General features: G+C 39.1%; 4 protein-coding genes and 3 tRNA genes. 4 read left to right on the forward strand and 3 right to left on the reverse strand.

Annotation, left to right across the window (positions count from 1 at the left end; translation table 11 throughout):
* Positions 1 to 226: 226 nt before the first annotated feature.
* Together P1K33_RS12855 and P1K33_RS12860 are read right to left on the reverse strand one after the other, a co-directional pair.
* Positions 227 to 5,653: a RemA C-terminal-like gliding motility protein gene (locus tag P1K33_RS12855; protein ID WP_284653394.1), complete on the reverse strand. Its 5,427-nt coding sequence runs from the start codon at positions 5,651 to 5,653 to the stop codon at positions 227 to 229.
* A 653-nt stretch (positions 5,654 to 6,306) separates the two neighbouring features.
* Positions 6,307 to 12,162 (reverse strand): RemA C-terminal-like gliding motility protein, encoded by a 5,856-nt coding sequence (locus P1K33_RS12860; protein ID WP_284653396.1) that lies wholly within the window; start codon positions 12,160 to 12,162, stop codon positions 6,307 to 6,309.
* Between the two features lie 400 nt (positions 12,163 to 12,562).
* On the opposite strand from P1K33_RS12860, the gene P1K33_RS12865 reads away from it, so the two are divergent.
* Complete coding sequence (locus tag P1K33_RS12865) at positions 12,563 to 13,060, forward strand: phosphoribosyltransferase family protein (RefSeq protein WP_284653397.1); 498 nt, start codon at positions 12,563 to 12,565, stop codon at positions 13,058 to 13,060.
* On the opposite strand, the gene P1K33_RS12870 is transcribed toward P1K33_RS12865, so the two are convergent.
* On the reverse strand, positions 13,052 to 13,570 hold the full coding sequence (locus P1K33_RS12870; RefSeq protein ID WP_284653398.1) for a shikimate kinase: 519 nt from the start codon (positions 13,568 to 13,570) through the stop codon (positions 13,052 to 13,054). The two genes, P1K33_RS12865 and P1K33_RS12870, sit on opposite strands and share 9 nt — an antisense overlap.
* Before the next feature lie 128 nt (positions 13,571 to 13,698).
* On the opposite strand from P1K33_RS12870, the gene P1K33_RS12875 reads away from it, so the two are divergent.
* The 3 genes from P1K33_RS12875 to P1K33_RS12885 all read left to right on the forward strand — a co-directional run bounded on the left by P1K33_RS12875 (position 13,699) and on the right by P1K33_RS12885 (position 13,993).
* Positions 13,699 to 13,771 (forward strand) — tRNA-Lys (locus P1K33_RS12875).
* A 26-nt stretch (positions 13,772 to 13,797) separates the two neighbouring features.
* Positions 13,798 to 13,870 (forward strand) — tRNA-Lys (locus P1K33_RS12880).
* 39 nt (positions 13,871 to 13,909) lie between these two features.
* A tRNA-Leu gene (locus P1K33_RS12885) sits at positions 13,910 to 13,993 on the forward strand.
* Positions 13,994 to 14,229: the final 236 nt, after the last annotated feature.

Consider the following 14,229-nt stretch of genomic DNA (forward strand, 5'->3'; position numbering starts at 1 on the left):
TATAAAATTGGGTTAATAAGAAATGTGAATGTATATAAATTGTTAAATAAATGTGAAACAATAGCATCCTTATTCGATTAAAGGTGACTAATCATCGCTCAAACAAAACGATGACTTTCTTTTTTCTTACAGAAAAAGAAAAGACCAATAAAAGAATAAAAGACGTGAGGAAAATAAAATACCTAACCATTCATTATAAAACAGTTAGGTATCTATAACTTCGATGTTAACGAACCACTTTTTTGGTTACTATTCCACCGTTTTCTCCTTCAATTTTAACAAGCAATACTTGTTGTGTAGTAGGTAATGTTGCAAACACTGTGACAGTGTCTCCTATTTGCTTTTGGGAAGCAATTTCTCGGCCTCTGACATCAAAAATGGTTACATTTTTCATATTCTCAGTACCCGAGTTGATATGTAATCCTGAATTATTTTGGTAAAGCACCACCGTATTTTCATTAAATACCGGGTTATTTGTACCCAACGCTTCAGTTGTATAACGCAATACAAAACGCTCTTCGAATGTACCACTCACAGTAGCAAAAGTATACGGTGACACTTTTAAATTGTGTATTACGTTTAATAGTTTATCTTCTAAATAAATATCTTGTGATACAAACAATCCGTCAAAGTCAGAAAGCTTAACAGTATAAGTACCATCAATCGTTGATTTATATCCTAACGGAATGGTTTCATTTACATCAAATGCCAATGGTTTTCCCTGGATGCTCAACTTGGTATTCTCAACCATTGTATAAAGCTGAATTACATTTCCAACATCTACCATGTCACCATCGAAAAGACGATCAATTCCATTGGTAGCTGTTTCAACGTATCCAATTAGAGCTTGTTTGAAAGCACCTTCGGTATTGCTAATATCTAACCAATATCTGTGTTTTTCCAAAGACAACTCTGCACTGGCACTAGTATTCGCATAAGGAGACAATCTGTAGAACTGACTGTTATTTCCTGCTGCACGCATACTGTTTTTGAATGTTGCTGTTCCGTTTGAGAATCCTTTAATAAAGAATCCTTGTCCAGACGCAATATATCCTAATGGCACTTGATTACTTCCGCCAGCTCCAATCATCGGGTTAGTAGCTGCAGTAGTTCCTCCCACTAAATTGTAAATCGCGTAATCACTACCTGTATACTGGTATGAACCATCTAATGGCGTATTGTGTGTCCAGAAATAAAGCGTTCCGTTTACATTGGTATTCGCTGGGTCTGTTATGAAAGCACTGGCTGATAATGAACTCGAATATGGATTACCAATTAAGTTCATTTGTGCTGCTCCACCCACAATTGGCGTAGTGATGGTTCCATTATTTGGTGTACCAATAAAAGTAGCTGTATAAGTAGCCGGATTAACGATATCATAATTATATGGTGCACGGATAATGTATCCTTTTCCAACACTCATTAAATTGTTTGAAGCAATATACTGCCAGTTATTGATGCTCGCATCATAATAATAATAATGATCAAATGGTGTATTCGGAGAAACATCCACTAAAGTCTGAGGGTTAACCGGTGTCGACCAATAAGTATAATCAAATTGACGAACAGGAGTTGTTGTTCTGCTATAGCTGATATTTCCTGTGTTGCCTCCTGAATAAACACCCGGTGCATTGGCAACGTCAACAACCTGATACAAACTCGCATTATTTCCGAACGTTAAAGTTCCTCCTGCAACTGCAACAGCATTTTGAACCGTTAAAGTTCCAACATCAAATAAGACATTACCACTGGTAACGGTTACACTACAGGTAGATAAATTTCCTGAAGTAGCACTTGCATGAACCGAAGAAGTAAAGTTCCCTTGGAAATCAGCACCTATCAAATTGGTTGGTCCTGTCCCGTTTGACCAGGCTGAACCATTCCAAATAGCTTTGTTGAAAGTAATGGTAATAACATTTGAATACACATCTGTACAACCTGCCAAATTCACCACTGCTCTGAAGTAACGAGTACCTGTAAAAGTTCCGATTTGCGCTGAAGTTAAAGGTGTTGCCCCACTCGCAGCTATATCTGTTACTCCTGCAGTAAAAGCTAAATCATTAGCATATTGCCACTTGACTATCGTACCGGTATATCCGGTCAAAGTCAAATTAGCTGCCAAACCTGAACAAACATTTTGATCACTCGAAGCTGTCCCTGCAACGGCACCGCTAATAACAAAAGTCGTAGCCGTTCTACAAGTTGAATTTGAAGAACAAGCAGCATAATAAGTCCAAGTTCCGGGAGTATTGGTATCAACTAATCCTGAACCGGCAACTCCTACCGGATTGAAAGGACTTCCGGTAACCGGTAATGCTGAACCGCCTGAAGCAGTCGTATACCATTGGATTTGTTGTGCTGCATAAAGCAATACACTTCCTCCTGATGGTGGCGTTACAGTCCAGGTGTAAGGTCCTGACGTACTGGTAAAATAGAAAGTAGAATATATTGTATAAGTAACTCCTGCTGTTAAAAGCACGGTCATTTGAGGTTCTACCCCAGGACCCGAGTCATCATCACCGATAACAAACGTACCTGTTGCACAACTTCCCGGCGTAAACGCTCCGGTAGTAATATAACCCATAGAGTCAGTACCACTGGACATTAGGAAAACATAAGTTCCGGTAACACTTACCTGGAATGAGATTGCATCATAAGTATGGTTTGTACCTGTAAATCCACAAGTTGTTGAATTGGCAGAACCAAAAGGTTTTGGTGCCACAGGATCTGTTCCTACTTCCCAGCTACCCGGCATTGAAGTAACAGAATTTGAATAACCGTTACATGAAGTTGAACTTGAAATGGTTCCTGATCCTCCGGTACATATTGTAACACCTGTTGTTGTAGGCGGTGGTGCTAACACTGTGAAATCACCCGCACTGGTAACAGACAACTGTGCTGTGAAAATTTTAATTTTTCCGGTAACAGCATTCACCGGTAAAGTCGCTGTAATTTGTGTAGAACTGTTTACAACAAACGAAGCTGAAACTCCTCCAATCGTAACGTTGGTTATCCCAACAAAGTTAGTACCTGTAATAACAACACTTACCCCTGCTACACAGTTGTTGGTTGTTGGTGTAAAACTGGTAATAGTAGGAACGTTAGAGATACATACAATGGATGCTGTCCAACCTGCACTGATAACAGAACTGTCTGAACGGAATTGGAAAGTTAACGAACCATCTGCTGCGGTAGATAATATTGATCCCGGAGATTGTGTTCCTGACCAGGCATCTGCCGGACAAGTCTGTGGCAAAAATCCGGCGGCTCTTCCTGAAGGCATCAAAGTACCGGCTGCTGAAGTTCCACTGTAAATCATTAAACCATCCCAGTTATTTTCTGTGGCAAATGAGTTGAAAATTACCATCAACTTAGCACCAGGCGTAGTTGGTATAAAAGTATAGGAATATGGATCATAAGAAGGAAAACCTGTTCTTTCATTATTTACATAATTTCCTGCAGTACCACCACTATCCGTAAAAGTGATATTGGCACCACAAGTTACATTATATGGTGTGGTTAAATCAGATATTCTGATGGTTGTTGGTGTGGTAATATTGGTAGTTGTAAAAGTAGCATAGGTTGTGGACCAAATACTGATTTGACCACCACAATTAGCACGAACCCAAACATAATAAGTTGTATTTGGAGACAAAGTAGAAAAAGTAATACCGTTTGTTGGCGATGTACCTGTTCCTGAATCTGTATATACCGGTGGCGTATTGCTTGTTGAAATAAAATAAGCATATCCATTAGATGGCGTTCCGGTTATCGGTGCATTCCACGAAAGTGTTGCCCCGAAATCATTTACACCACTCACCGGACTTCCCGGATAAGTTGGAGGCAAACAAGTTTCAAGTTCTATTTTAATATTGTCTAAGTTCAATTGTGTCGAACCGTTCTCCAAGTCATCCACAAAGAAACGCAAGTAGTAAGTACCTGTTGTTGATGGTGTATAGTTAACAATATTCGAGTTAATTACTGAAAAGAAACCATTATAAGCAATCGATTGTGAAATATTAGAAGCAGTTGCTGCTACGTTATTGGTAGGATGACCAATCAAAACCTCCAAACTTGCATATCCGTTTAAGTTGGTAGAATAGTCATAACTGATACGGTATAAAGTACCGGCAGTTAAGGTAACCCCTTGACTAAAGAAGCTGTCTCCTACTCCATTGGAGAATATATTACCATTGGTCGCATTCGATTGGAACGCACCATCGGTAGCAGTACAGGTAGGCAAAACACCACCTACTAAACCATTAAAGTTTTCTAAATAAACAATACTTTGCGGGCTACACAAAGTTGTTGAAGAGATTGGCCCAAGCCAGGTACTGGTACTGCCTGCACCACAATTAGAACGTACCCAGAAATAATAAAGTGTCGAACTTGACAAACCGGTTACGGTTCCTGATGTAGTACCGCTGGTAGCTGTTGGCGTAGTGCCCGAAGTTGGAGCCGTATTTGAAGTACTGTGGTAAATATCATAATTAGCTGCTGCACCCGACCAAGTCAAATAAGCAGTGTCATGTGACAAACCATTCCCCCCGGAAAAAGCTAAACCACTTGGTGCCGCACAACCCACACATTCCACTTTGATATCAAAACCGGCAAGTGGCGTTGTAGCACCCGAGACAAACCGAATGGTGATATAACCATTAGCATCAGTAGAAGTATATACTGTAGTAGCCGGTAAAGTGGTTGTGCTTGTATAAGCATTCAACAAAACCGTACCACCGGTTCCACTACCATTGTAAACAGTAATATTACTACTCGCATCGGTAGCAAATGAATTCTGGAAGGTGATTTTTACTTTATCGGTAGCATTCGCCGGAGCAAATTGCCAGGTTTGATTTTGACTAACATTATAACGATCTGAAGAACCTCCCTGATCATAGAATGTCAAACTGCCCGTCGCCGGAACAGTGATGGCATTACAAGAAGTTGTTGCCCCTAATTCAGGAACCACTATAGTATTTGAAGCCGATGTAGCTGATGTCCATGAAAAGTCATCCAAAAGAATGTTTCCAGCTGTACTTGTTGCTCTGTTATCCACAACTCTAAAACGATAGCCTTCAGCTGTTGTTGGAAATGAAGCGGAAACCGTAACCAAATAAGCTGCTGAGACTCCAGTAGCTGCAGGTAAAGCCGGGACAGTTGCAGTTAAGGAAATCGTATTATAAAACCCGGTAACATTATTAGTTCCATTTGGAATGGCATACCAGTTGGTTCCGCCATTATCCGAAAACTCAAATGAGTAAGCCGTTGTAGTACCCGACTTTCTGATGTAAAAAGAAAATGTGCTCGGCGCCGTGATAATCGGTGACGCTACGGAAGCATTCACACTATTTGTCGCCGTGGTATGGCGTATCGCGTTATTTCCGGTCCTACACGTAGCAGCTCCGGTCTGCACCACAAAGAAATCATCAGCCGTATTGGCCGCATTTCTTCCGGCAAAAACCCATCCGGCTGCCTGCATACCAGCAATAGTATTCACACTCTCAAAACCTTGGTAAGGTCCGATACACTGTGCGGTTGCTTTTTGGAAATTACTTCCTAAAAATACCAGAAGTAGTAGGAACAGGTATTGATATGAAATTGTTTTTTTCGTTCGAAGAACATTACCCGAGGCATTAAGTAAAGTTTGTTTCATAGTTTATTTGTTTTGTTGTGTGGCATTCTTGTTATATAGTAACAGACAAATCGATGTTACCCTATGGTTATGATGTTAAAAATACATCTTTAAACTTTTTTTTTAACAGTTTGTTTACCTAAAAATAATTTGTTTTCGATAAACTGTCCAATGTTTCCGACCAATGCCGAAGCATCAACCGTTCGTCGATAAAATCACATTCTAAATGATAGTAAAAGTAGTACATTCTGTGAGCGTATTGACTACAATAACCTGCTCAAACTTAATGAATTTTGGTATTTTCGGGTGCGCTAAATTAACAAATTGTCAATACTTTACAAGAATTGTTAATAAGTTGTTATAGTTTTTGGCTTTTAATCAGCATTTTATGTAAAAACCTCACACTTTTGGAAACATAAATTTAAGGCATTGATTACAAATGTTGTAGCGCTGTATAGGTGAAAGAAAGCAATTTTGTTAAAATCGAAAAAAATTAATGGCTTTTTTGATATTGTCGCAAAACAGCAAGAACTTATCCGCTATCAGAAAAATTCTAGCGGCTAATAGAAGGATTCTCACAGTTTCCGAAGGCATTCCCTTAAATGAAAAAAGGAGTTTGGGCACTGCCAAAAGAATTATTGCACCAGGAAACTAAACTTATAAAATTGGAAGACTTATCGAATTACTTTCTTGGTCACTGTCACTCCATCAGTGGTTGTAATTTGAATCAATAGCACTTCGTTGGCCAATCCGCCGCTCACTGTAGTTTGTGTTGCGTTGATATCTTTTCTCTCTATCAGCAAACGACCTCTGATATCAAATACTTTCACCGATTCCATTACAAAGTCTCCGGTTGAAATCACAAAGTTGTTGTCGTTGTTTTTATAGATAACTATCTGATTGGCTGTCAATACGGGGTTTTCAATACCTAAAGCATTGTTGGTAAATATAATATTGAAACGGCTGTCAAAAGTACCGGCTTCGGTAACAAAAGTATAATCGCCTTGGGTCAAATCGTGTACCATATTCAAAAGAGTATCTTCAATGTAAACCTTTTGGGATTCAAACAAACCATCAAAGTTAGACAGTTTTATTTGGTAAGTAGATGCTTCAATTGATTTATATCCTATCGGAATAACATCATTTTCATTAAAAGGCAATGCCCGTCCCTGAATAGACAATTTCTTATCTTCCTGCAACACATAGAAAGTTACTGCGTTACCAACATCAACCATTTCGCCATCAAATCCACGATCTAGTCCTGTATTGGTCGCATTTTGGATATAAGCAATCAACATTTGTTTGAAACCACCATCAGCATTGGAAATATCGAGCCAAAAACGGTGGCGCTCCAAATCATCAAATGAAGAAGTCATATTCGCCGGTGGATTACTCATTCTAAAGAACTGATCATTGTTACCGGCCAATCGCATGCTGTTTTTAAAGGATAAATTTCCTGAAGACAAACCTTTAACAAAGAATCCTTGTCCTGAAGCTATTTTACCATTTGGAATACTGTTATTCAAACCTGAATTCACTGAGCTGGATCCGGTTCCTACGCCACCGGCATAATTGTACAACGCATAATCATTCGTGGTATAATTTCCGGCTGTGATTGGCGTGTTGTGTGTCCATAAATAAATAGTGGCATCAATCAACGGTACATTGTTGGCATCCGATAAAAAGGCATTGGCACTCAAAGCACTTGGATATGGATTTCCGAACAAGTTAAACTGATTTGCTCCACCAACAACCGGGATCGATATATTTCCTGTATGAGGCACTCCAACAAATGAACCTGCATAAACATTTGGTGTCACTTCATTAAATGGTGCCACTTCAGGTGTTCTGACAAGGTATCCTTTTCCGGCTACCATTGGCGTTGATGTATTGGCATAAGCCCAATTCCCTGCTGCAGAATCAAAATAGAAGAACAATGGCGAATTAGGAGAAAAATTCAATAACGTTTGACCACTTACCGGTGATGACCAATAGATATAGTCATAAATCTTAATTGGCGTACTGGTTCTTTTATAGGTAATGTTTCCAGTGTTTGTAATTGGCACCGAATTAAGGGTCGTATTCACCTGAACTAAACTGGCATTATTCTGGAAAGTAAGCGAACCTCCAATAACCCTTACGTCATTTTGAACGGTTAAAGTGTGTCCCGAATTAAAGTTTACCGTTCCGGATTGCACCTCAACAGAACAAGCATCAATACTTGCCGTAGAAGAATAATTACCGGCGAATATTACTTTGATGCTTGATGATGGCAAACCATTATTCCATGACGAACCGTTCCATGTGGTTGATGGGAAACTAATGGAAACCGAATTGGTATAAACCACCGGACAACTTCCACTTTGAAGTACAACACGATAATATCGCACACCTGAGAAAGTACCTATTGCTGCTGAAGTTAAGGTTGCTGTGGTATTGGCGATAGTAGTCAAACCAGTTGTAAATGCTGAATCAGTAGCATATTCCCAACGCACTATTGTTCCGGATGAACCAACTAATGTCAGATCACTTGCTGTCGTATTACCACAAAGCAATTGTGTACTCGATAGTGTTCCAAGAGTTGGTGTTGGCGAAACTGTAATGGTTGTTGTGCCGCTTGTTGAACAGCCATTGGCTCCTACTACAGTACCGGTATAAACAGTTGTAGCATCTGGTTTTGCATAAATGACACCTGTTGGTGTACCACTGATATATTGCGTAGCTGCAGTAGAATCAAAATACAAACCGGTTGGTGGTGCCCAACTAACTTCTACCGCGAGACTTCCCGTAATTTTCACATTGTCAACCGCCCAACCGTAATCCCAGGTTGCATCATATAAGAACCTAATCTTCACATTCGAATTACCCACATAACTATTCATGCTAACTGTAGCATTGGAAAAAGCAGATGCTGTACCTTGAGTGGCCAGGAAACTGGTTAATATTGCCCAATTGGCTCCATTGTCAATGGACACTTCCACTCTGGCTTTATTTCCTCCGATATACCTCAAATAATGATAAAAATTCAAAGAGGCAGAAGTATAACCTACCAAACTGATAGAAGGCGATTCTAAATAAGTTATCGTTCTATTGGTTCCCGGACTTCCCTGAGCATCAGAATTAGTCATATAAAATTGTGAGGCATCATTGCTGCTTGCGTTAAAAGTCCAATAGGAACTGGCATAAGCATAAGGACTTGTTCTCAATGTCCATGCCGAATTGGCAATGATTCCACCTGTTGAAAGATTGGTTTTGATCCAGTTATTGGTTGCCGCATTGAAATTCTCGTTAAAAATAATAACCGGAGTTGCGGCAGCTAAACTGGCACTTAACAGTTGTATGCTTCCTTGGCAAATAGTTGCTGTAGCTGGAACTATACTCACCGCTGGCGGTTCCGGTTTTACCGTTACCGTATATGAAATGACTGAAGTACATAATCCTCCCGACGATTGTGAAGCGGTCAAGGAATATGTGGTGGTGGTAGTTGGTGCAAAAGTATATCCTGCAGCAATTGAGCCTGAAAGCCCTACGGTAGTATTCCAGCTAAATAAGTTATAGGAAGACGCACCAGTTATTGTTACCAATCCGGTAACATCGTTTTGACAAATGGTTGTTGATGATCCGCTAAATGAAATGGCCGGAGCGGCAGTAACAGTAGCCGTTACCGGTGTTAACAGAGAGCGACAAATATTGGAAAACTTCCAGTTATAAGCATAGAGATAAAAAGTACTGTCAAAACCATTTCCTGTAACATTGGCAATGGTAGAGGTATAAGGATAAGAAGCACTGTCAATGTTGGAGATTATACCGGCTGCCGGTAGTGTTTGAAAGTAAACAAAATAATTTCCTACTGTCAAATCTAATGCAAAAGTAATAGTTTGCGCTGTATTTCCTCCGGCTACACTCGTAACGTAAGGATAGGACGCAATTTGAACATTAGAGCTATTCCTGAAAACCAGGGTTCCGCTCTGACCGGAAACCATTGGATAAATATCAAAAGATTGTAATGTAGTCGCGGTAGTAACCGAAAAACTAACAAAGGTTGATGTTGTCTGAACCCCTAATGCACCACCTTGTAATAACGGAGATATCGGCCCAACCGGAACCAATCCTCCCGGTGCTCTCGATTGTGCATAATAAGTAGTGGTTGAAGACAATGTTGGTGTAACAAAATTATTTCCGGTTCCAACCAACGTTGTCCCGGCTGCATCTGAATACCATTCTATTGTTGAACCTGAAGCTCCTATGGCCTGCAAAGTGGTAGAACCTCCACCACAAAGCGTTCCATTGGTAACACTCAATGATATTGACGCTGCACAATCTGTACTAAATGCTTCAATATTACTCCAGACACTTCTGTCCGTTCCAAGGCATTTACCACGAACCCATACATAATATAATGTCGCAGGAGTCAATCCTGTAATAGTGGCTGTAGTAATGCCAAAGCCAACAGTTCCTGTTGGTGTTACTGAAAAACCAGGTGTGGTATTAGAAGTGCTTACATAATATTCGTAACCATTATCAGGTTCAGGCGATGAGGCTTCCCAAGTGATGCCTGCCGTGGTGCTACCGACAGTAGTCACCACAAGATTCGCTGGCTCAAAACAAGTTGGCGATACAATAACACTAATATCATCAATCATTATTTTACTTTGATTGGCAAAACTATATCCTTGAAACCCTAGATAAAAAACACTATTGGTTACCGGCGTAAAATCGACAGTGGCTGTTTGATAAACGGTATTAATGATACTGGATAAATCCAGGATAGTATTATTCATATTGGCTTCCGATGCTCCGGTACCTAAACGAACTCTCAGGTTTTCGGCAAAAGATCCTGCACTTAAAGTATTGTACTTGAATTTTAATCGATAGGTTACTCCTGCTGTTAAATTCAATCCCGGCGTAAAAAACCAATCATTGGTATCCGTCGCCGTATTGGTTACCAAATGGAATGAGTTTGGCGTTGAAGCAGCCAAAGTATTTTGTACTTTCCAGATTACCGCATCTGTATTATCATCTGATATGGTAAAACAAGTTGGAACCGTATTGATTGCAGTAGTATCAAAATTTTGGAAATAAGGAATTGGAAACGCACCACAAGTCGTAGTCACCGTTACCGTTGCACTATTAAGGTTACAGTTAATTCCAATAGCCCGAACCCTAAAGTAATAAGTCGTAATCGGACTTAAACCTGAAACAACAAAACTGGTCACATTGCCCATTGAAAGGCCTGTGTAAGCCGGAAGTATTGCTGTAAAAGTATTGTTTGTGGAAACATCTATAAGATAATCTGTTGCACCCGTAACTGCTGTCCATGAAGCTGTAAAAGAATTTCCTTCAACCGTTGAAGCAGACACACCGGATGGTGGATCGATACAAGTTGTTTTTGAAGTGGAAATCATGGTGGCCAAATTGTAAACCGGTCCTCCAAGACAACCTGAATTATAAGGAATTACCCAATAGTAATAAGTGGTGTTTGACGCCAGGGAAGTTTGCGTAAACATAGTAGCATTACTCGCACTGATTACGGTATAGGTCCCTGAAATCACATTGGTAGCAGCCCAATATGTCCCATTAACAATATCAGCACTGGTTGGCGCAACGTTAGTCGTGCTTCTGACAACCAAATAATTAGACGGTGCAGGACTCGCAGCAGTAAAGCTGTTTCCAACAAATGAAGAATTGCTGACACTGGTACTTCCTACTACAAGACCGGAAGGAACTCCTGTAGGAGTAGTACATGTTGCAGAGGGTGTAAAAGTATATTTAAGTCCGTTATTCGGATACTCTGTCAAACTGGTTCTTGCCGTACTTGAATTGGCTGTACCGGTAACGGTTTTACCAAGCCATGGAACATTTGTATTGGTTCCTGTTTGCAGACGGTTCTGAACATCACCCTGTAAAAAGACATTGCTATCTCCTCGTATACCAACCTGGGTGTTTAAAACTGTAGCATTATCAGGAGCACAGGCACCATAAGAAAGTTCAATTACGTCAGTAGTTTCTACCAATCTGATTTGGAAATTGAAATTTCCGGTAATTGATTTTCTGGCCGCATTGGTCCATTGCACTACAAAAATTCTGTTAGGCGAGCTTCCAAGCGTTTTATAAGTTATATTGTCTGTGGATGATATTAAGTCCATTCCAAGCGCACTAATCGTTCCGCCAGCAGTAAACACAGTTGCCACGCTCAATGGAAGATAAGTATTTGAAACCGGTTGGACCCCAAATGAGATAAAACCATTCGGACTGATATAACACTGAGTCTGAACAATCCCATCATAAGTAAAATTAAATCCGATAGGTGCCTGAAATGCAGCACCGGCAGTATGGTCATCCCATGGCGCTGTATAAGCAACAGAAGGTGTTGTAAGCGCAGTGTAGGTTGAGCTTGATTCGCTAAAACTATAGGTACTAACCTGTGAATAACCGCGTTGAGAAATAAAAATAAAAAGTACTGCTGTAAAAAAAACAGGCAAAATTCTTTTTACAGAGCATAGATTTTCTTTGTTCAGCGTGGTATTCATATATATGTTTTGACTCAAGGCTTATTGAAACACAATTTTACACTTTAAATGTTTGTATCTTAAATGTTTAAAATGTAAAAAACTGAAATTCCGAATCGGTAAATTTATACGAAAAGTTTAAAATAAAAAGTTTAAAAAAATAATTTTTGAAATAAATCGTCAAAATGTTAAAAAGTACCGCTGTTTCACCATTTTATAAGCATAATATTCTTATAGTTCTAATGGATTTCTTTCAATTAACATCAAATTATCACTACAATTTACAAAAAAAATCACTTAAAACAAATCAGTTAGTGCCAAAAAAAAGGCAAAAAAACAAGACAAATGATAATGCCACATAATTGTTTAAATAAAATCAATAAAAAACAAAGTGTTTTCTATCTTTGAAAAAAATAATACCATGGGGCAAAATATCATACTTAACCATCAGGAAATAGAGCACAAAATCAGACGCATCGCTTATCAGATATACGAAACCTTTGCTGATGAAGAGGAAATTGTATTGGCAGGAATTGCCAATAACGGATATATTTTAGCCGAAAAAATAAGTGTTGTTTTAAAAAATATTTCAACGATCAATATTGTTTTATGCGAGGTAAAAATTGACAAACAAAACCCTTTCAATCCGATTACGACTTCAATCCCAAAAGAAACCTACAGCAACAAGAATTTAATATTAGTTGATGATGTCCTAAACTCGGGAACAACACTGGTTTATGGCGTAAAACATTTTTTAGAAGTGCCAATTAAAAAGTTCAAAACCGTCGTTCTGATTGACAGAAATCACAAAAAATTTCCGGTAAAAGCAGATTTTAAAGGTATTTCCCTTTCTACTTCATCAAAAGAACACGTTCATGTAGTGTTTGAGAAAAATAATAACTATGCCTATTTAGTCTAACAAGGCTAAGATTTCGTCGACTATTTTGACTGGTGTTTTGCCATCGGTATCAATCTTAACCGTTGCCTGATTGTAGTAATAACTTCGATCGAATAAGTTTTTGGCAATAAATTCCTTGAGTTCGACTTCTGATTGATTGGCCACCAAAGGTCTTTCCCCATCGTTATTTTTAAGCCTGTCAAATAACACTTCAATAGAAGCTTTCAGATAGATTGATTTCACCTTATCTCCATTAAGCAATAAATGATTGTTGGAATAGCATGGTGTTCCGCCACCAGTACTGATTATAAGGCTTTCGCCATTATCAAGCAGTTTTTTTAATGCTGTGTGTTCCTGCTTTCTGAAATAGATTTCGCCTTTCTGCTTAAAAATCTCGGGAACAGATAATTTTGCTTCACTTTCAATTATTTTATCCAAATCCAACCATTTCATCTGCAGTTTTTCAGCCAAGATTTTACCAATAGTTGTCTTTCCAACGGCCATATACCCCACTAAAATAATTTTCTGCATCGCAATAAAACCTTATAAATTAAGCCATTAAGACCTCTCATTAAAAAAAGCCAAATTTATAATAAAATTGCTTTGAAATATAAATAATAAGGCCTTATATTTGCACCCGCATTCAAGAAATGAAAATAGACTCGATAGCTCAGTTGGTAGAGCACAACACTTTTAATGTTGGGGTCCTGGGTTCGAGCCCCAGTCGGGTCACAATTTTTCTTTCTTTTGATGCTAAAGACTCGATAGCTCAGTTGGTAGAGCACAACACTTTTAATGTTGGGGTCCTGGGTTCGAGCCCCAGTCGGGTCACAAAAAGTCGAACAGCATTGTTTGACTTTTTTTGTTTTAGGCCACGTGGAGAAATTGGTAGACTTGCCATCTTGAGGGGGTGGTGTTCGAAAGGACGTGTGGGTTCGAATCCCATCGTGGTCACGAATGAATCAAAAAATTGGAGAAAAATAGGAAGCTTGCTTCAGTATTTTTCTCCTTTTTTGATTCTCAAAGCGGAGCTTTGTGGGAACTTGCGAAGCAAAATCCCTATTATTCAAAGCGGAGCTTCGTGGAAAGAACGAATTCAATCTATATTTTTACCAGAGTAAAATCAGTTGAATTGAATCATTTTTTAAAAGTTTATATCCAAAAAAGTCATTCCTAAACATATTTGATTA

It is taken from the genome of Flavobacterium terrisoli, assembly GCF_030167905.1.
GTDB classification, from domain to species: domain Bacteria; phylum Bacteroidota; class Bacteroidia; order Flavobacteriales; family Flavobacteriaceae; genus Flavobacterium; species Flavobacterium terrisoli.